Here is a 19,967-nt window from a genome sequence, read left to right as displayed (position 1 = left end):
CTCCGACGCACACGGTCCTGGTGGTTGGAGAAGCGTACGGTTGTCAGAATGCTCGCGTGCTCTTCTCTACACCGTCGGCTGGTCACGGGCTTGAGCCGACGTTTTGGTGCGGGATAAGGGCAGACCTCCGCCCGATACCGCCGGCGGAGTGCACTTACCCCTCGCAATTGACCGAGATAGGTTCCGTCATGACAAACAAGACCGCGTTTATTCAGAACTGAGCAGTCAGCTGAAAACCGAGCGTCACTCGCGCAGTCGGAAAACCCGACGGCTTGTAGATAGGCGTACCCGCGAAGCAATCGTACGCATAGGCTCCGAATCGCGTGCCCACGCTGCCCTTTATGCCGATCACGGCGCCGGCCAATTGCGTCCCGACGAGGACGACAGGCTGCGGGCCCCATACGCGACCGTAGTCGAGTCCCGCATAAAGTGCCTGCCCCGTCTGGCCGATCGGCGCCTGCAGTTCGTTGCGCCAGTAAAAGCCGCGTGCCGCCGCGAGCATCGTTTCGCCATCGAAACCGCGCACCGTATAGCGACTGCCAATCGTCAAGTCGTCGATGTAGTAAAGCGTGTTTCCGGTGTACTGGCCGTGGAATGTGCCGACATAGCGGAATGGCTGCTTGCCGATCGCGAACGGCACCGACAGGTTCGCGTCGAGCACCGTCATCTTGGCGTCTGCTCGCCCGGCTTCGTGATATTGATCGTGCCGGCGCTCACCGCGCTCTTCGTCGTCGCGCTCTGGTCGCCGCTGTCGTTCTGGAACACCATCGGCGTGACGCCGCCCGAGCCCGATACCGACGACGGACCAACTGCCTTGTTGCTCGGTCCGACCGATGCACCCGCGCTAAAGCCCGCGCTGTTCGCGCTGTAGTGCGAGCGGTTCTCGATGTCGCTCGTCGCGAGCGTGCCAGTCGTCAGGCTGTTCTTCGATGCGTCGGCCGTGCTGGCGATATATGCGCCCTTCAGGTCGGTGTTGCCTTTCACGGTCACATCGAAACCGCCTGCGCGCGCCTGGATGCCGGCCTGCTCAGTCACACCCGCATAGTTGCCGCCCGCCTGGCCGTTCTGCGCACTGAAACTCCCGCCGACGCCGCCCGCCTGATTGATCGTGAAGCCGCCACCCGCGCTCGACTGATGCGCGGCGCACATCGCGACGGAGTATGCCGTCGCGAAGCCACTAACGTATCAGCGCGTGCGGCGAATCCGAACCAACAAATGGCGCTTTGCTCTGCGGATTTCGTGATGAAGCGCGGCCCACGCATCGCGCGCGTTCATCACGCCGCCCCACGCTCGCGCTCACTCGTCGCCGTCATCCGTGCCGCCGGCGGTGGACACCGCACACAGAAATTCACCGTCGCCATTGTCCTGCAGGTAGTCGAGCGACCGGTCCATGCTCAGGAACGACAGCGTGCCCGATGCGCCAAGTGCGAACAGCGTGCGGTGGTCCGGCGCGAAGATGGCCTGCGACACGCCGCCCGTCACCGGAAATTCGCCGACCGTGCGGCGCGTCGCGGTCTTGATCACGCGCAACGGCTTGTCGTCGTATCCGGTCACCGCGATCAGCGTGCCGTCGCCATTGCCGTCGAAACCGTGCATCGACGTCTCGCAGACCGGATAGCTGTCGCGCGCGACCAGGCTCGACGCGTCGCGCCACTGCACCGACGACGCGTTGTAGAACCACGTTCCCGCACCGTTCGCGCCCGGCATCGCCTGAATGAAATCCTGATCGACCGGATAGGTCTGGACCGGGGCATTCGTCGCCGTATCGAACGCGACGATCGCGCCCTTCTGCATCGCGTAGGCATACAGTCGCCGGCCATCGGGCGACAACCACATCGACAACGCGCGGCCGAACTCGACGCCCGCCGCATCGTGCTCGCCGAGCGGCAGCGTCGCGATGACCTGTGGCCAGTGCGCGAGGCTGACGACGGAGATCGTGTCATCGAGGCTGTTCAGCACGTAGAGCCTGTCGTTCGATGCGGACGCGACGACCGCGCGCGGAAACCGGCCAAGCGCCACGCCGTCGACGATCGCGCCGCTGTTCAGGTCGATCCGCACGAGGCCGTTCTCGCGCATCGACGCGACGTAGGCGTACCGCTCGTCCGGGCTCACATAGACGCCGCTCGCGCCGCGCCCGCGGCACATGTTGCCCGGGCAGCCGGCGAGCCCCGTCTTGAACGGCTCGCCCGTGACGGTGCGCACGACCGCGCGTCGGTCGACGTCGACGACGACGAGCGTGTTCGCGTCGATGTCGGTCACGTACAGGCGCTTGCCGGATGCGCCGAGCACCATCGCGTACGGCGACTTGCCCACCGGCACGACCGTGCCGGCGGCCTGCTCGGCCGACACCGGTGCGGGACGGTGCTGCTCGTCGTCGCGGATCTGCGCGTCGATCGCCGCCGCCTGCCGTTTCGCCTGACGCTGCGCGGCGTCGTGCGCCATCTCCCGATCCATCTCGGCACGCCATGCCTGCAATTCCTCGCTGCCGGCCTGCTGCGCGGCGAACAGCATCGCGGCGCTGCCGAGCACCGCAAGCATGAGCGGCACGACGACACCGCCGCGGACCTGCCCCGGCCCGCCGGCGCCGTAGATCAACCAGCCGGCGACGAAGCCGGCGATCACGCCGCCGAGATGCGCGGCCTGGTCGATGCCGCCGATGAAGAAGCCCGACGCGAGATTGATCGCGATCACCTGCCCGACCGCGCCGAGGTTGATCACGCCCGGCGCGTCGTGCCCGCCTTCGCGCGCGCGGCGCAGCGCGAAGGCCGCGGCCGCACCGGCCAGCCCCATCAGCGCGCCCGACGCGCCGACGCTCACGACCGGCTTGATGCCGCTCGTCTGAAGCGCGACACCGAACGCGAGGCTGGTGCCGGCGACCTCGTGATAGCCATGCCACAGCGCGCTCAACAACGAGCCGCCGAGTGCGGACAGCAGATAGACGACGCCGAATCGCAGCGTCCCGCCGACGCGTTCGAGCACGGCGCCGAGCACGACGAGCATGTACAGGTTCAGCGCGAGATGCGTCCAGCCGCCGTGCAGGAACGCGCTGGTCAGCAGCCGCCACGGCTGCCCGGTAAGCGTATAGGGCGCGAAGTTCGCGCCCCAGTCGAGCAATAGCGCGTTCGATAACGGGCCATACGACGCTTGCCGCCACATCAGCATAAAGATGACTGCATTGACGACGGCCAGCAGAATCGTCAGCCACGGCATCGGGCGTTGTTGTTCTCTCATAGGGATCTTGGTATGGGTTGCCGCGCGCAAGCCGCGCGAGCGCCATTATATTTCGCGTCCCGTCAGGAGAACGTGGCGACACTGGCCTGCGGATCCGGAATAAAAAGACGCCCGCTGCACGCAGCGGGCGCGAATCCCAGTCAAGGAGGTGTCACAGGAACTACGCAGCCAGATTAAGGAAATCGCGCGCCACGGACAACGAATCGATTTCCATATCGATATGACGGGCCGCGCTCATGTCGACATTCCCCGGGTCGAGCCGCCACGACCACCGCACGCGTCATCGCCCGTCGCAAAAAAACGTCCCGCCGATCGGCGGGACGTTCGTCATGATGCACGAGCGCGCAACACGCGGCCGATCACGGCTCGTGACGCAGATACCCTTCCTTGCTCGGATCGCGCATCCGCCACGACACGATCAGCGAGATCGCGCACAGCACGGTCACGTACCAGTAGAACGTTTCCTCGCTGCCGATCGACTTGAACCACAGCGCGACGTACTCGGCCGAGCCGCCGAAGATCGCGTTCGCCACCGCATACGACAGGCCGACGCCCATCGCGCGCACTTCCGGCGGGAACATCTCGGCCTTGATCAGGCCGCTGATCGACGTGTAGAAGCTGACGATCGCCAGCGCCACCGTGATCAGCACGAACGCGGCGACCGGGCTCGTCACGGTCTTCAGCGCATGCATCAGCGGCACCGTGCCGATCACCGCGAACGAACCGAACAGGATCATCGACGTGCGGCGGCCGATCTTGTCCGACAGCGCGCCGAACACCGGCTGCATCAGCATGTAGACGAGCAGCGCGACGGTCATCACGTTGCTGGCCGTCTTCGCATGCATGCCGGCGGTATTCACGAGGTACTTCTGCATGTACGTCGTGAACGTGTAGAAGATCAGCGAGCCGCCGGCCGTGAAGCCGACCACCGTGAAGAACGCGCCCTTGTGCTGCCACACGCCGCGGATCGTGCCGGCATCCTTCTTGTCGCGCGATGCGCTCGTCGACGTCTCGTCGAGCGACTTGCGCAGGTACAGCGAAATCAGCGCAGCCGCCGCGCCGACCACGAACGGGATGCGCCAGCCCCACGCTTTCAGCTCGCCGGCCGACAGCGTCTGCTGCAGGATCACGAGCACCAGCAGCGCGCACAGCTGGCCGCCGATCAGCGTCACGTACTGGAACGACGCGAAGAAGCCGCGCCGCCCCTTCAGCGCGACTTCACTCATGTAGGTCGCGCTCGTCCCGTACTCGCCACCCACCGACAAGCCCTGGAACAGGCGCGCGACCAGCAGCAGCGCCGGCGCGAGCGCACCGATCTGCGCATAGGTCGGCAGCACCGCGATCACCAGCGACCCGCCGCACATCATCAGCACCGAGATCATCATCGCCGTGCGCCTGCCGTGGCGGTCGGCGATGCGGCCGAACAGCCAGCCGCCGATCGGACGCATCAGGAAGCCGGCCGCGAACACGCCCGCCGTGTTCAGCAGCTGCGTCGTCGTGTTGCCGCTCGGGAAGAACGCCGGCGCGAAGTACAGCGCGCAGAACGAGTAGATGTAGAAGTCGAACCATTCGACGAGGTTGCCCGATGAGGCGCCGACGATGGCGAACACGCGCCGCCGGGTGTCGTGCGCGGACAGCGCAGCTTGGTCGGTCTGGACGTCCATGGGGTGGTCTGTTCCTTGTAGTACTTTCTGGGCGAGACGGCTGGGGCCGCCGCGTGCGGTCGCACGTGGCACCGGTTCCGGCGCACGGCGCTAGGGGATTTTAGCGAAATGTAAAGTAATAAGCGCTCCGGGTTCGTCCCGATGTAGAAGATTTTTCTCCCGCCACGCGTTCGTCATATGAAAACGCCAGCCCGAAGGCTGGCGTCCGATGCAAACATGGTCGGCGCGACGATCACACGCGCACTTCCGGCGGCACGTAGCGGCACTCGTAGCGCTTGCGCACGGTGCCGGCCTCGTCGACGCTTTCCAGGTACACGTCGAACTGCCAGAGCCGCGCCATGTGCTTGAGCACTTCGTCGCTGTCGTTCGACAGATGGCGGTTGTCGGTCATGAAGTGGCGCAGCGTGAGGCTGCGGTCGCCGCGCGTGTTGACGGCCCACACCTGGATGTTCGGCTCGCGGTGATGGATGTCGTACTGCCGCGACAACGCCTGCCGCACGTACTGGTAGCCGGAATCGTCGTGGATCGCCGAGACCTCGAGCGAATCGCGCATGTCGTCGTCGAGCACCGAGAAGAGCCGCATCTCGCGGATCAGGTTCGGCGACAGGTACTGCGCGATGAAGCTCTCGTCCTTGAAGTTGCGCATCGCGTAGTGCATCGCCGGCAGCCACGGCGTGCCCGCGATCTCCGGAAACCACTTGTAATCTTCCTCCGTCGGCGCTTCGCAGATCCGTCGGATGTCGCTCATCATCGAAAAACCGAGCGCATACGGGTTGATCCCGCTGTAGTACGGCTTCGTGACGGGCGGCTGGTAGACCACGTTGCTGTGCGAATGCAGGAACTCCATCATGAAGCCGTCTTCCAGCTTCCCCTGGTTGTACAGCGTATTGAGCAGCGTGTAGTGCCAGAACGTCGCCCAGCCTTCGTTCATCACCTGCGTCTGCCGCTGCGGATAGAAATACTGGCCGATCTTGCGCACGATGCGGATCACTTCCCGCTCCCACGGCTCGAGCAGCGGCGCATTCTTCTCCGCGAAATACAGCAGGTTCTCCTGCGGCTCGGACGGATAGCGGTCGTCCTGCTCCTCCGTGAGCTCGGGTTTCTTGCCCGGCAGCGTGCGCCACAGCTCGTTGACCTGCGACTGCAGGTACGCCTCGCGCTCGCGCCGCAGCGCCGCTTCCTTCGACAGCGACGGTTTCTGCGGCCGCTTGTAGCGGTCGACGCCGTAGTTCATCAGCGCATGGCACGAGTCGAGCAGTTCCTCGACGCGATCGAGGCCGTAGCGCTCCTCGCATTCCGCGACGTAGTTCTTCGCGTACACCAGATAGTCGATGATCGCGTGCGCGTCGGTCCACAGCCGGAACAGGTAGTTGCCCTTGAAGAACGAATTGTGCCCGTACGCCGCGTGCGCGATGACGAGCGCCTGCATCGTCATCGTGTTCTCTTCCATCAGATACGCGATGCACGGGTTCGAATTGATGACGATTTCGTAGGCGAGGCCCATCTGGCCGCGGCGGTAGCTCTTCTCGGTCGCGAGGAAGTGCTTGCCGAACGACCAGTGACGGTAGTTGACGGGCATCCCGACCGACGCATACGCATCCATCATCTGCTCGGCGCTGATCAGTTCGAGCTGGATCGGGTAGATGTCGAGCTCGTATTGTTCGGCGACCTGCGCGATGTGCGTGTCGTATTCCTCGAGCAATTCGAACGTCCAGTCGGACGGGCACGGCAGCGGCTTGCGTTCGGCAACGTTCATACGCGCTTCCTTCTGCCCGGAACCGGGCAAGTCGGCGGCCGGCGGCGGCGGTTCGGCCTGCGCGCGTTGCTGCGGTGCGGCAGGGCCAGCCGTGTCGTCGCCGGAGGGGCGCGGCTCGTAGCCGCGCGACTCGTTGTGCAGGTGGCGGGTCGTCATGACATTTCCACCTGCTTTTCGAACAATTCGCGAAACACCGGGTAAATGTCCGCAGCCGATTCCACTTTTTTCATCGCGAGATGCGGTTGCGACAAGGCCAGTTGCGCGTATTCCAGCCACAGATTCTGCTCTTCCGGCGCGACCTGGATATACGCGAAGTAACGCGTCTTGGTGAGGATATCCTCTTCCAGGATTTTGCGACACTTGGGCGAATCGTCAGTCCAGTTGTCGCCGTCGGACGCCTGCGCGCCGTAGATGTTCCACTCGGTCGGCGAGTAGCGCTCGTCCATCACCTTGCGCATCAGTTCGAGCGCGCTCGACACGACCGTGCCGCCGCTTTCGGTCGAGTGGAAGAACGTATCCTCGTCGACTTCCTCGGCGCGCGTGTGGTGACGGATGAACACGACCTCGATGCGCTCGTAGTTGCGCTTGAGGAACAGGTAAAGCAGGATGAAGAAGCGCTTCGCGAGATCCTTGCGCTGCTCGTCCATCGACCCCGACACGTCCATCAGGCAGAACATCACGGCCTGGCTCGACGGTTGCGGCTGCTTCACGCGGTTGATGTAGCGCAGGTCGAACGGATCGATGAACGGAATCCGCCAGATGCGCCCTTTCAGGTGATGAATCTCGGCCTCGAGCGTCGCGATTTCCGCGCGGCGGTCTTCGGGGTCGCTCTTCAGCGCTTCAAGCTGCGCCTCGAGCTCGCGCAGCTCGTTGACGAGCGGCGAACCGAGCGCGATGCGCCGGCCGAGCGCGCTGCGCAGCGAACGCACGACGTCGATGTTGTTCGGTGTGCCTTCCGCCGACCAGCCCGCGCGCACGTTCTTCCAGCTCGGCACCGTCAGCAGGTGCGTCTTCACGAGGCGCGGCAGTTCGAGATCGTCGAAGAAGTACTGCATGAACTCGTCGCGCGACAGCTCGAACACGAAGTCGTCCTGCCCTTCGCCCTCGTTGCTCGCCTGACTGCCGCCGCCGCCCGAGCCGCCCTGCGGACGCGGAATCTTGTCGCCGCGCACGTAGTCTTCATTACCCGGGTGCACGTATTCGCGACGCCCGCCCGGCGCGTGCCGGAAATTCGGCTCCGCGATGTCCTTGCGCGGGATCGTGATGCTCTGCGTGCTCTGGATATCCTTGATGCTACGGTCACGCACCGCATCGGACACGGCACGACGAATGTAGTTCTTGACGCGACGCAGAAAGCGTTCGCGATTGGCGATGCTCTTGTTCTTGCCGGCCAGCCTGCGGTCGATGATTTGATGAAGCACTCCCGGTCTCCCGCTCGAAGTCGATCTGCCGGGGCACTCGCCGCGCATGCCGTGTGCCGTCATGCGGGCGGCGCCTCTGAAAGCGCCCGTACGGACTCGCCGTACGGGCCCGATACCGCGCGCGTCATGACGACTTGCGCACGCGCAGGTACCAGTCGCAAAGCAGCCTTACCTGCTTCGGCGTATAGCCCTTCGCGACCATCCGGTTCACAAAGTCCTCATGCTTGCGCTGCTCCTCCGCCGAACCCTTGGCGTTGAATGAAATGACAGGCAACAGTTCCTCGGTGTTCGAGAACATCTTCTTCTCGATCACGACGCGCAGCTTCTCGTAGCTCGTCCACACCGGGTTCTTGCCGGCGTTCGCCGCCCGTGCGCGCAACACGAAGTTGACGATCTCGTTGCGGAAATCCTTCGGATTGCTGATCCCGGCCGGCTTCTCGATCTTCTCCAGTTCCGCATTCAGCGCGGCGCGGTCGAAGCTCTCGCCCGTGTCGTGATCGCGGAATTCCTGATCCTGGATCCAGAAGTCCGCATACGTGACGTAGCGATCGAAGATGTTCTGGCCGTATTCCGAATACGACTCGAGATACGCCGTCTGGATCTCCTTGCCGATGAACTCCGCGTAGCGCGACGCGAGCACGTCCTTCACGAAGGACAGATACTTCTGCTCGGTTTCCGGCGGGAACTGCTCGCGTTCGATCTGCTGTTCGAGCACGTACATCAGATGCACCGGGTTCGCCGCGACCTCGCTCGTATCGAAGTTGAACACGCGCGACAGGATCTTGAACGCGAAGCGGGTCGACACGCCGGTCATCCCTTCGTCCACGCCCGCGTAGTCGCGATACTCCTGATACGACTTCGCCTTCGGATCGGTGTCCTTCAGGTTTTCGCCGTCGTACACCTGCATCTTCGAGAACAGGCTCGAATTCTCGGGCTCGTGCAGGCGCGACAGCACCGAGAACTGCGACATCATCTTCAGCGTGCCCGGCGCGCATACGGCCTCGGCCAGCGACGAGTTGCGGATCAGCTTCTCGTAGATCTTGATCTCTTCCGACACGCGCAGGCAGTACGGCACCTTCACGACGAAGATCCGGTCGAGCAGTGCCTCGTTGTTGCGGTTGTTGCGGAACGCCTTCCACTCCGATTCGTTCGAGTGCGCAAGAATCACGCCGTCGAACGGAATCGCGCCGAAACCTTCGGTACCCTTGAAGTTGCCTTCCTGCGTGGCGGTCAACAGCGGGTGCAGCACCTTGATCGGCGCCTTGAACATTTCGACGAATTCGAGCAGGCCCTGGTTCGCGAGACACAGGCCGCCCGAGTAGCTGTACGCGTCGGCATCGTCCTGCGCGTACTGTTCGAGCTTGCGGATATCGACCTTGCCCACCAGCGACGAGATGTCCTGATTGTTCTCGTCGCCCGGCTCCGTCTTCGCGATGCCGACCTGCCGCAGGATCGACGGATAGCGGCGCACCACGCGGAACTGGCGGATGTCGCCGTTGTATTCGTGCAGGCGCTTGACCGCCCACGGACTCAGGATGCTTTTGAGGTAGCGGCGCGGAATGCCGTATTGTTCCTCGAGGATCGGGCCATCCTCGTCGTAGTCGAACAGCCCGAGCGGCGATTCGTTGACGGGCGAGCCCTTCAGCGCATAGAACGGCACGCGCTCCATCAGTTGCTTCAGGCGCTCGGCGATCGACGACTTGCCGCCGCCCACCGGGCCCAGCAGATAGAGAATCTGCTTCTTCTCTTCAAGACCTTGCGCAGCGTGGCGGAAGTATGCGACCACCTGCTCGATCACCTCCTCCATTCCGTAGAACTCACGGAATGCCGGATACACCTTGATGACCTTGTTCGCGAAGATCCGCGACAGGCGCGGGTCGTTGCGGGTATCGATCTGTTCAGGTTCCCCGATTGCTTCCAGCATGCGTTCACCAGCCGTCGCGTACGCGGATGGATCGTTCTTGCAGAGCGCGAGATACTCCTCCAGCGAGAGCTCTTCCTCTCGCGTTTTTTCGAAGCGGTTCGCGAAGCTGCTGTAAATATCCATGCTACCTCCCTCGCCTGAGTCTGAAGACGTGCCTGCCTTCGTACGACTGCGCAGAAGCAAGCGCGTTCGAATTCATCCTAAACCCTTTCTTATTTTTTTTCACGAACTCTTCGTATGAAGTTCGTCATTCTCGACAACACCGCTTGGACAACGCATTTCGTCGTTTTACAATCGACCTCCCGAGCCGCAGAAACTGCATCCGCCGCGTCTCGTCGAACATCGAAACGTCTCGTGCGTTGGACACCTCCGACGTCGCCGCCTCTCCCCTTCATCCCTATACGTTCGAGCGCTCGCGTGCGATGACACGCCGCGCGCACCGTTACAAATTTTTTTCGCAGTCCCTTACGGACATACCCGTACGATGAACGCGGGAACACGACGCGCCACGCACATGCCGATGCACGCTCGATCGTCCGCGCTGTCACATTCGACCGGCCGCGGAAACGACGACGCCCGCAATCGCGGGCGTCGTGCGTCACCAAATGGGGATAGATACGCGGCGCGCGTGGATCAGAACGTCTCCCAGTCGTCGCCACCCGCGGTCGCGGCGGCCGGCGCGGGCGCGGGCGCCGCCGATACGGCGGCAGACTTGCGCGCCGGCGTCGCGGCGGCCGCGCGTTTCGGCGCGGCGTCGCGTTCGACGCGTGCGGCAGCCGGTGCGGGCGCCGCAGCCGGGACGGAAGGCACGGCAGACGCGCGCGGCGCGGGACGCGCCGCCACCGCAACGACGGCGCCCGCGCGGGCCGCTGCGTCGTCGAGCTGGAATACCGCCGCCGTTTCGCGCAGGCGGGCCGCCTGTTCCTCGAGCGACTGCGCGGCAGCCGCGGCTTCCTCGACGAGTGCGGCGTTCTGCTGCGTGACCTCGTCCATCTGCGTGACCGCGCGCGCCACCTGGTCGATCCCGCTGCTCTGCTCCTCGGACGCCGCCGCGATCTCGCCCATGATGTCCGTCACGCGCTGGACCGCGCCGATCACGTCGCTCATCGTGCGCCCTGCTTCGTCGACCAGCGTCGAGCCGGTCCGGATACGCTCCACCGACGCGTCGATCAGCGCCTTGATTTCCTTCGCCGCGCTCGACGAACGCTGCGCGAGGCTGCGCACTTCGCCGGCGACGACCGCGAAACCGCGGCCTTCCTCGCCCGCCCGCGCGGCTTCGACGGCCGCATTCAGCGCAAGAATGTTGGTCTGGAACGCGATTCCCTCGATGATCGCGATGATGTCCGCGATTTTCGCCGAGCTGTCGTTGATTTCGCCCATCGTGCCGACCACCTGGCCGACCACCGTATTGCCCTTGTTTGCAATCTCCGACGCATTCGCGGCCAGCGAGCTTGCCTGACGCGCATTGTCCGCGTTCTGCTTCACGGTGCCGGTCAGTTGCTCCATGCTCGACGCGGTTTCCTGCAGCGCCGAGGCCTGTTCCTCGGTGCGCGACGACAGGTCGATGTTGCCGGCCGCGATCTGGCGGGCCGCGGTCGCGATCGACTCGCTGCCGCCGCGCACGGTGCGCACCGTGTCGACGAGCCCGCGCTGCATCCTCGCGAGGCCTTCCAGCATCCGGCCCATCTCGTCGCGCCGGTCCACGACGATCGGCCGGCGCAGGTCGCCCGCGGCGATCGCGTCGAAATGCGACAGCGCGTCGGCGATCGGACGGCCGATCGCGCGGCTCAGCGCCAGCCACGACAGTACCGCGGCGCCGATGCCGGCCAGCAGCATGACGATCGCCAGCGCGCGCATCGTCCCGAACACCGATTCCGCCTGATCGAACCGCGCCTGCGCATTGGTGAACTGGAAGCCGCGCAGTGCTTCACCGGCCGCGGCCAGCTCGGTATAGCGCACCTGAAGCTGCTTAGCGCCGTCGCCGATCCGGTCGTGATCGCCGGCCGCGACCGCACTCGCGAACGCGTCGCAACTGCCCTGCAGCACCTTGCGCCGGGCGGCGACGTCCTGTGCAAGCCGGTCTTCGTCGGCTTCGCGCGGCAGCGCAAGGTATTTCTGCCACCAGGCGTCCGATTGCGCCCGCATCGCGCGGCTGCGCTCGATGGCCGCCGCCGAGTCGGGCGTACCGACCAGCAGCGCCGCACGGTCGAGGGCGAGACGCTCGCGCGCGGAGAACATTTCCGCCATCGCCACGTCGACCGCGCTCGGCATCTGGTTCGTGAAAATCTCGCGCATCGAATCGTTCGAGCGCGTCATCCCGTGCAGACCGAGCACGCCGGTGACCCCGAGCAGTACCGCCAGAAACGCCATCGTCAAACCGATGCGCGCACGAATCGTCAGGTTCCTGAACACCATCATCCATCCTGTGTTGCGTCGTCATGAACGGGCCGGGCCCGTTGGCTCGAAGCATTGCTTCACTCGGTGCATTTACGACCGCGCCACGCATAACTTGATGGTTTTGGCGTGTTTACTTCAAATTATTCGTCCGTATATTGAATAAGTCTGAATAAATGACGAAATTCGGGGCTGGATGGAGAATCGGGGTAAAGGCCTGGGGGAAGCGGCAACGGATTGCCGGCGGCGCGGCCGGCCGTCTCATGCGACGGACCCGGCAGCACGGCGAACGGGAAACCGGTGAACCGGCCCTAGTCGGCCAGTTCGGCACGCGTCGGAATCGACGGCTGCGCGCCCGCGCGCGTAACCGACAGTGCCGCCGCGCGTTGCGCGAAGCGGATGGCTGTATCGACATCCGCACCAGCCGCGAGCCGTGCGGAAAACCCGCCGATGAAGGTGTCGCCGGCCGCCGTCGTGTCGACGGCCTGCACGACCGGCGCCGGATAGTGGCGTGCGGTGCCGTCGGCCGTCAGCGCAAGCACGCCGCGCGCACCGAGCGTGATCAGTACGTTGCGCGCGCCGCCGGTCCGAAGCGCCCGCGCAGCGGCTTCGGCCTCCGCCGGGTCACGCACCGGCAGCCCCGTCAGCGCGGCCGCCTCGACCTCGTTCGGGATCAGGTAATCGACGAGCGGCAGCCAGCCGTCCGGCAGCGGTGCGACGGCCGGGGCCGGATTGAGCACCACCGTGCGGCCGAGCCGGCGCCCGGCCGATAGCGCCGCGAACACCGCGTCCGGCGGCGTCTCGAGCTGGCAGATCAGCACGTCGGCCGCCGCCAGCGCGGCCTCGTGCCGCGCGATCGTATCGGTCGTGACCTCGCCGTTGCCGCCAGCGACGATCACGATCGCGTTCTGGCTCGCATCGTCGACGACGATCAGCGCGACGCCGGTCGACGCCGATGCGCTCGTCGCGAGCCCCGTGCAATCGATTCCCTCGGCCTCGAGGCCCGCGCGCAGTGCCGCGCCATGCGCATCCGCGCCGACGCAGCCGATCATCGCGACCTGCGCGCCGAGCCGGGCCGCGGCGACGGCCTGGTTGCCGCCCTTGCCGCCCGCCGCCTGCGCGAACGCGTGCCCGGCAAGCGTTTCGCCCGGCAGCGGCAGCCGCGGCGCGCGCACGACGAGATCCATGTTGAGGCTGCCGACCACCGTCACGCGGCCGGCGTCCGTTGCGCGCGCCGTCATGCGCGCGCGCCCGGCGCGGCCGGCTCGCGGTAGACCGCCGTCGATTCGCGCAGCACGAGGCGCGGCGACACGACGCGGCGGCGGCTCGGCACGGCGCTCGAGCCGCCGCCGATCCGTTCGATCAGCGTCTGGGCGGCCATTTCGCCGAGCGCGCGCACCGACTGGCCGACCGTCGACAGTGCCGGATACGTGTAGCGGGAAAATTCGATGTCGTCGAAGCCGATGATCGAGCAGTCGTCGGGCACGCGCAGCCCGCGCTCGGCCGCCGCGCGCAGCGCGCCGACGCCCATCAGGTCGTTGCCCGCGAAGATCGCGCTCGGCCGCACCGATTCGAACAGCCGCGACGCCGCGTGATAGCCGCCGAGGCACGAGAAATCGCTTTCGGCGATCGCGCCCGGCACGATGTCGACCCCGCGCTCGGCCATCGCGCGGATGAAGCCGTGCACGCGCATCGCGCTGACCGCGGTGTCGGTCGGCCCGGTGATGCAGCCGATCTTCGCGTGTCCGAGTTCGAGCAGGTGGCGCGTCGCCAGATACGCGCCGCGCTCGTGATCGATCTGCACGAGATCGGCCGCGAGCCCCTCGATGTTGCGGTCGACGACGACGAGCGGCGCATGGATGTCCGCGAGCGTCTGCGCGAGCACCGCGTCCTCGCCCGCCGACGCGACGATCAGCCCGTCGATGCGTTTTTCCTGCAGCACGCGCAGGTAGTTGCGCTGCTTCACGGGATCGTCGTCCGAATTGCAGAAGAACACGCAATAGCCGTTGGCCGCGCACTGATCCTCGATGCCGCGCGCCAGCTCGGCGAAGTACGGATTCGTGCTGTTCGGCACGACGAGGCCGATGGTCGCCGTCGCCCGCGCCTTCAGCGAGCGCGCCACGGCCGATGGCACGTAATTCAGCTCGCGGATCGCGCCCTCGACCTTCGCACGCACGTCGGCGGACACCGGCCGCGAATTGTTCACCACGTGCGAGACGGTCGTAAACGACACGCCCGCCATGGCCGCCACATCCTTGATCGTCGCCATTTCCCGTTTCTCTCTGGTCTGTTCTGTCTGTCTTTTTACCGCACGCGCGTACGCCGGCTCCGATACGTATCGAGCACGACCGCCACCACGATCACCGCACCCGTGATGATCCGTTTCGTCGGCTCGTTCGCCCCGATCTGCGCGAGCCCCGCGGCCAGCACGGAGATGATCAACACGCCGAAGAACGTGCTGATCACCGAGCCGCGCCCGCCCATCAGGCTCGTGCCGCCGATCACGACGGCGGCGATGACCTGCAGCTCGAGGCCCGCACCCGCGTTCGGATCGGCCGCCTCGAGCCGCGAAATCTGGAACAGCGACGCGAGCCCCGCGAGCGCGCCCATCAGGGCGAATACGAGGATTTTATACGGCCGCGGGTTAACCCCTGCAAGTCGCACCGCTTCCTCGTTCGTGCCGATCCCGACCAGATAGCGCCCGAACACGGTGCGCGTCAGCACGAACTGGGCCGCGATCATCACCGCGACCGCGATCAGGAACGCCGGCGAGATGCCCAGCGCGATCGGGTTCGACAGGAAGTCGAACGCGTCGCCGATATACGCGGTGCGCGAATTCGTCAGCTGGTACGCGAGGCCGCGCGCGGCCTCCAGCACGCCGAGCGACACGATGAACGACGGAATCCGCCACCCGACCGTGACCGCGCCGGTGAGCGCGCCCGTGGCGGTCGCGACCGCGATCCCGATCAGCGCGGCCGGCAGCGGCCCCCACTGCCATTTCAGCGCGGCGACGCTGACCATCGACGCGGCGAGCGCGAGCACCGAGCCGACCGACAGGTCGATCCCGGCGATGATCAGCACGAACGTCATCCCGACCGACATCACGACGAGATCGGGAATCTGGTTCGCGATCGTGCTGAACGTGTCGTAGGTCAGGAAATGCGAACTCAGCACCGAGAACAGCGCGATCATCGCGGCCAGCGCGCCGGCGAGCCCGAGATAGGTCGACACGCCGAGCCGCGTGCCGGACAGCGTGCGCGCGCGGCGCCCCGTCACGTCCTGCTGCGCGCCTGCGTCGGTCGGGGATACGGGAGGCTGGGTCATTGCTGTCGTCCTGTCGTCGAAGTGCCCGGAGCGGCGCCGCGCGCGTGCTCCGCGTCCGGATGCTGCATGGCGGCCGCCGGCGTCTCGCGGCCGAAGCCGGCGAACGCCGCGGCCAGCAACGCGTCCTGGGTCCAGTTGCCGCGCTCGAACACGGCGGTCATGCGCCCGGCCGACATCACGCCGATCCGGTCGCAAATCAGCATCAGCTCGCGCAGGTCGCTCGATACGACCACCAGCGCGCGGCCTTCGCGCGCGAGCGCGCTCATCAAAGTGTAGATCTCGAATTTGGCGCCGACGTCGATCCCGCGCGTCGGCTCGTCGAACAGCAGCACGCCCATGTCGCGCGCGAGCCAGCGGCCGATCACGACCTTCTGCTGGTTGCCGCCCGACAGCTCGCCCACCGGCTGCGCCGCGCCGTGCGTACGGATCCGCAGCGCATCGATCTGCTGCTCGGCGAGCGTCGTTTCGCGTGCCGAATCGACGATGCCACCGCGCGCGAGCCGGTCGAGCTGGCCGAGCGACACGTTCGCGGTGATCGACTGCGACAGCAGCAACCCTTCGCCCTTGCGATCCTCGGTGATCAGCGCAATGCCCCGCTTCACCGCATCGACCGGCGACGCGATCCGCGCCGGCTTCAGCGGCTGGCCGACCGCGATCGTCCCGGCATCCGGCGTATCGGCGCCGTAGATCAACCGCAGCAGCTCGGTGCGCCCCGCGCCGATCAGCCCCGAGATCCCGAAGATCTCGCCCGCGCGCACCTCGAGCGACACGTCGCGCACCGCCGTCCCACGCGTGAGGCCCGATATGGCGAGCCGCGGCGCGCCGAAGCGGCGCTCGCCGAGATCGATGTGTTCGCCGATCTCGCGCCCGACCATCAGCGTGACGAGCCCGTCGGAGGTCGTCGCCGCCATGTCGCCCGCATGCACGAGCCGGCCGTCGCGCAGCACCGCGACGCGCTCGGCGACGCGTGCAAGCTCCTCGAGCCGGTGCGAGATGTAGACGATCGCTACGCCGCGCGCCTTCAGCCGGTCGATCTGCTCGAACAGCAGCTCGACTTCGCGCGCGGTCAGCATCGCGGTCGGCTCGTCGAGAATCAGCACGCGGCAGTCGCCGATCAGGTTGCGCGCGATCTCGACCATTTGCTGGTGGCCGATGCCGAGCGCGCCGACCGGCGTATCGGGGTCGACCGCGTCGAGCCCGACCTGCGCCATCGCCGCGCGCGCGTCCTCGCGCAGCCGCGCGCGATCGATGATGCCGAAGCGCCGCGGCAGGCGGTTCAGGAACAGGTTTTCGGCGACGCTGAGCGTCGGCAGCAGGTTCAGCTCCTGCATCACCATGCGCACGCCGAGCGCCTCGGCCTGCGTGCGACTCGCCGGCGCATAGGCTTTCCCGCCGAGCTGCATCGTGCCGGCGGTCGGCTCGACGAGCCCGCCGATGATCTTCGACAGCGTGCTCTTGCCGGCGCCGTTCTCGCCGGTGAGCGCGAGCGCCTGGCCCGCGCCGAGCGTCAGCGTGACGTCGGCGAGGACGGGTTCGGCATAGGTCTTGCCGATGCCGGAGACGGACAGCACGGGGTGGGCTGAACGGGAGGGTTGGAAGGTCGGTTCCATCGCGATCCTGGTTGCGGCCGCGCGCACGGGGCGCGCGGGTATGACGCTCACAAGTGCATGTGCATGCAGTGGCCGTGATCGCGCTCACACCGGATAACGGCCGCCGCGCCGGATTCTTGAGCGCGGCGGCCGGACCGGTGCGGCGTTACTTCGTCACGAGATCCACCGGCGTCTCGACCACGCCGGACATGTCGGCTTGCTTGCGATGCTCGGCGATCGCCTTGAGCGCCGTGTCGATGCCGAACACGGCCTGCTTCGCCGCGTACTGGTCGGCGGTCGCGAGCACGCGGCCGTCCTTCAGCATCGGCTTGATCGCGTTGATGTTGTCGTAGCCGACCACGAGCACCTTGCCCTGCTTGCCGGCCGCGCGCACGGCCGACACGGCGCCGATCGCCATGTTGTCGTTGCCGCACAGCAGCGCCTTCAGGTTCGGGTATTCGTTGAGCATCGCGGCAGCCACCGCATTGCCCTTGTCGATTTCCCATTCGCCCGACTGCACCGACACGACCTTCATCCCGCCCGCCTTCATCGCGTCCTGGAAGCCGGCCGTGCGCTGCTGCGCGTTGGTCGTCGTCGACACGCCTTCCACGATGCCGACCTGGTCGCCCGCCTTCAGCCGCTTCGCGAGGTAATCGCCGATCTTGCGCGCGCCCTTGCGGTTGTCCGGGCCGACGAACGGCACGTTCAGGTTCTTAGACTTCAGCACGTCGGGATCGAGCCGGTTGTCGATGTTCACGACGACGATGCCCGCATCGACGGCCTTCTTCACGACCGGCACGAGCGCCTTCGAATCGGCCGGCGCCAGCACGATCGCATCGACCTTGGACACGATCATCTGCTCGACGATGCGGATCTGGTTCGCGGTGTCGGTCTCGTCCTTGATGCCGTTGGTGATCAGGTCGAACTGGTTCGCGTTGTGTTTCTGGTATTCCTTCGCGCCCGTTTCCATGGTCAGGAAGAACTCGTTGGCGAGCGACTTCATCACGAGCGCGACCTTCGGCTTGGCCGCGGACTGCGCGTGGACGACCGGGGCGGCGGCGACCGCGACGGCGGCGAGCGCGGCGGTCAGGAAGCGACGGCGAAAGCGGACATTCATACACATCTCCTGGCGACTGGCCCGAAGGCCGGATTGTTGTTCGGTTGTTGTTTTAATGAGAGCAAACGTTTGCGTCACACTACCCGGGCAATGGCCATCGATGCTGCTGTCGGTACCACGGAATGGAAACGAGGCAGACGGCCGACTGCCTGGCGCGTGCTGGCGTTGACGCACCGCCGCCGGCGGGACGCCTGCGGAGTGAAGGCTATGCTGTACCGATTCGCTTCGGCGCGCAACCTGTCTAACCAATATTTAAGGGTTTATTCGGAGCGCGCGAGCGCGCTTCACGACGCGCAAATACGACACTCGCGATGCCGACGGCGGCTCGCCGAAGCGCCGTGCAGTTCGGCGTTGCCGGTTGTTCTTGTTTTTCTGTCGCAGAGGAATGCAAGCCGAGCGTCGGCCGACGCGACGCACCTGATCGGGGGCGTCGGCCGATGCTTCGAGCGTGATGGAGGCCATCCCCGCCATCACGCACCGCCGCCCGGTGTGGCGTACGGCAAGGTGGGCGTCATGCGTATCGCGCGCCGTCCGCGGCGTCTGCCCGGACAGCGCGCGACACGCGCGAATCAAACGGCTTCGCGCAACAGCCCCGCGATTTCCGCTTCGTTCAGGTGCGGCGCGAACATTTCGATCAGCCGGTACGCGTAGGCACGCAGGAATGCACCCTTGCGCAGCCCGACCCGCGTCGTGCTCGCCTCGAACAGATGCTGCGTGTCGAGGGCGACGAGCCCCGTATCGCGCTGCGGGTCGTAGGCCATCGCCGCGACCACGCCGATCCCCATCCCGAGTTCGACGTAGGTCTTGATCACGTCCGCGTCGATCGCGGTCAGCACGACGTCGGGCACGGCGCCCGCCTGCGTGAACGCCTGGTCGATGTGCGAGCGGCCCGTGAAGTCCTGGTCGTACGTGATGATCGGGTATTCGGCGATTTCCTCGAGCGTCAGGTTCTCGCGGCCGACGAGCGGGTGGCCCTTCGGCACGACGACCGTGTGGTGCCACGAATAGCACGGGAACGTGACGATGTCCGGATAGCGGTCGAGCGCCTCGGTCGAGATGCCGAGATCGGCCTCGCCGTTCAGGATCATCTGGGCGATCTGCTGCGGGCTGCCCTGGCGCAGCGCGAGATGCACCTTCGGGAACACCTCGGTGAACTGCCGGATCACCTTCGGCAGCGCGTAGCGCGCCTGCGTGTGCGTCGTCGCGACGACGAGGTGGCCGCTGTCCTGATCGGCGAACTGGCGCGCGACGCGGCGCAGGTTCTCGGCGTCGAGCAGCATCCGCTCGATCAGCTGGTGCACCGCCTTGCCGGGCTCCGTGAGCCCCGTCAGCCGCTTGCCGCGCCGAATGAAGATGTCGACGCCCAGCTCATCTTCCAGATCCTTGATCTGTTTCGACACGCCCGACTGCGACGTGTACAGCACGTTCGCGACTTCCGTCAGGTTCATGTTCTGGCGCACCGCTTCGCGCACGAACCGCAATTGCTGAAAATTCATGGGTATGCCTCTTAGGCTGTCGTTGTTTGCTTGTCGAATCGGAGCGAATCC

The 19,967-nt window shown here is 66.0% G+C and carries 12 protein-coding genes and 2 pseudogenes; all 14 read right to left on the bottom strand.

The window, feature by feature from the left end; translation table 11 throughout:
* Positions 1-211 precede the first annotated feature (211 nt).
* A pseudogene (locus tag AC3IFE_RS02490) lies at positions 212-670 on the bottom strand (ShlB/FhaC/HecB family hemolysin secretion/activation protein); the annotation flags it as partial.
* A 2-nt stretch (positions 671-672) separates the two neighbouring features.
* Positions 673-1,146 (bottom strand): annotated as a pseudogene (locus tag AC3IFE_RS02485) (hypothetical protein); the annotation flags it as partial.
* A 150-nt stretch (positions 1,147-1,296) separates the two neighbouring features.
* On the bottom strand, positions 1,297-3,231 hold the full coding sequence (locus AC3IFE_RS02480) for a rhomboid family intramembrane serine protease (RefSeq protein ID WP_489189493.1): 1,935 nt from the start codon (positions 3,229-3,231) through the stop codon (positions 1,297-1,299).
* A gap of 359 nt (positions 3,232-3,590) precedes the next feature.
* Complete coding sequence (locus AC3IFE_RS02475; RefSeq protein WP_089467388.1) at positions 3,591-4,895, bottom strand: MFS family transporter; 1,305 nt, start codon at positions 4,893-4,895, stop codon at positions 3,591-3,593.
* Positions 4,896-5,127: 232 nt separating this feature from the next.
* Positions 5,128-6,807, bottom strand: a complete 1,680-nt coding sequence (locus tag AC3IFE_RS02470; RefSeq protein WP_089467387.1) for a SpoVR family protein — start codon at positions 6,805-6,807, stop codon at positions 5,128-5,130.
* The gene (locus AC3IFE_RS02465) at positions 6,804-8,072 is read right to left on the bottom strand and encodes a YeaH/YhbH family protein (protein ID WP_006476064.1); all 1,269 of its coding nucleotides are present in this window, start codon (positions 8,070-8,072) and stop codon (positions 6,804-6,806) included. The genes AC3IFE_RS02470 and AC3IFE_RS02465 overlap by 4 nt, the downstream gene beginning before the upstream one ends.
* Before the next feature lie 124 nt (positions 8,073-8,196).
* Positions 8,197-10,119: a PrkA family serine protein kinase gene (locus AC3IFE_RS02460; protein ID WP_027784391.1), complete on the bottom strand. Its 1,923-nt coding sequence runs from the start codon at positions 10,117-10,119 to the stop codon at positions 8,197-8,199.
* A 510-nt stretch (positions 10,120-10,629) separates the two neighbouring features.
* Positions 10,630-12,411, bottom strand: a complete 1,782-nt coding sequence (locus tag AC3IFE_RS02455) for a methyl-accepting chemotaxis protein (RefSeq protein WP_489189492.1) — start codon at positions 12,409-12,411, stop codon at positions 10,630-10,632.
* A gap of 290 nt (positions 12,412-12,701) precedes the next feature.
* The gene (gene rbsK, locus AC3IFE_RS02450) at positions 12,702-13,631 is read right to left on the bottom strand and encodes a ribokinase (RefSeq protein ID WP_489189491.1); all 930 of its coding nucleotides are present in this window, start codon (positions 13,629-13,631) and stop codon (positions 12,702-12,704) included.
* Entirely contained in the window at positions 13,628-14,659 is a 1,032-nt protein-coding gene (locus AC3IFE_RS02445) for a LacI family DNA-binding transcriptional regulator (RefSeq protein ID WP_489189490.1), read from the bottom strand. The genes rbsK and AC3IFE_RS02445 overlap by 4 nt, the downstream gene beginning before the upstream one ends.
* Before the next feature lie 35 nt (positions 14,660-14,694).
* Positions 14,695-15,714 (bottom strand): ABC transporter permease, encoded by a 1,020-nt coding sequence (locus AC3IFE_RS02440; protein WP_489189489.1) that lies wholly within the window; start codon positions 15,712-15,714, stop codon positions 14,695-14,697.
* Positions 15,711-17,324, bottom strand: coding sequence for a sugar ABC transporter ATP-binding protein (locus AC3IFE_RS02435; protein WP_489189488.1), 1,614 nt, complete (start codon positions 17,322-17,324; stop codon positions 15,711-15,713). The genes AC3IFE_RS02440 and AC3IFE_RS02435 overlap by 4 nt, the downstream gene beginning before the upstream one ends.
* Positions 17,325-17,469: 145 nt before the next feature.
* Positions 17,470-18,420, bottom strand: a complete 951-nt coding sequence (locus tag AC3IFE_RS02430) for a sugar ABC transporter substrate-binding protein (RefSeq protein WP_060318414.1) — start codon at positions 18,418-18,420, stop codon at positions 17,470-17,472.
* A gap of 569 nt (positions 18,421-18,989) precedes the next feature.
* Positions 18,990-19,916: a CysB family HTH-type transcriptional regulator gene (locus AC3IFE_RS02425; RefSeq protein WP_034186954.1), complete on the bottom strand. Its 927-nt coding sequence runs from the start codon at positions 19,914-19,916 to the stop codon at positions 18,990-18,992.
* Positions 19,917-19,967: the final 51 nt, after the last annotated feature.

Source organism: Burkholderia sp. APQ4-4ca, assembly GCF_057837105.1.
This window is presented reverse-complemented; position numbering and strand designations above follow the sequence as displayed.

What these genes read in the sequence shown, in the direction of transcription:
- AC3IFE_RS02470 (WP_089467387.1), bottom strand. Translation starts at nt 6,807, where the DNA reads ATGACGACCCGCCACCTGCACAACGAGTCGCGCGGCTACGAGCCGCGC.
- AC3IFE_RS02460 (WP_027784391.1), bottom strand. Translation starts at nt 10,119, where the DNA reads ATGGATATTTACAGCAGCTTCGCGAACCGCTTCGAAAAAACGCGAGAG.
- AC3IFE_RS02445 (WP_489189490.1), bottom strand. Translation starts at nt 14,659, where the DNA reads ATGGCGACGATCAAGGATGTGGCGGCCATGGCGGGCGTGTCGTTTACG.
- AC3IFE_RS02425 (WP_034186954.1), bottom strand. Translation starts at nt 19,916, where the DNA reads ATGAATTTTCAGCAATTGCGGTTCGTGCGCGAAGCGGTGCGCCAGAAC.
- AC3IFE_RS02430 (WP_060318414.1), bottom strand. Translation starts at nt 18,420, where the DNA reads ATGAATGTCCGCTTTCGCCGTCGCTTCCTGACCGCCGCGCTCGCCGCC.
- rbsK (WP_489189491.1), bottom strand. Translation starts at nt 13,631, where the DNA reads ATGACGGCGCGCGCAACGGACGCCGGCCGCGTGACGGTGGTCGGCAGC.
- AC3IFE_RS02435 (WP_489189488.1), bottom strand. Translation starts at nt 17,324, where the DNA reads ATGGAACCGACCTTCCAACCCTCCCGTTCAGCCCACCCCGTGCTGTCC.
- AC3IFE_RS02455 (WP_489189492.1), bottom strand. Translation starts at nt 12,411, where the DNA reads ATGGTGTTCAGGAACCTGACGATTCGTGCGCGCATCGGTTTGACGATG.
- AC3IFE_RS02480 (WP_489189493.1), bottom strand. Translation starts at nt 3,231, where the DNA reads ATGAGAGAACAACAACGCCCGATGCCGTGGCTGACGATTCTGCTGGCC.
- AC3IFE_RS02440 (WP_489189489.1), bottom strand. Translation starts at nt 15,714, where the DNA reads ATGACCCAGCCTCCCGTATCCCCGACCGACGCAGGCGCGCAGCAGGAC.
- AC3IFE_RS02475 (WP_089467388.1), bottom strand. Translation starts at nt 4,895, where the DNA reads ATGGACGTCCAGACCGACCAAGCTGCGCTGTCCGCGCACGACACCCGG.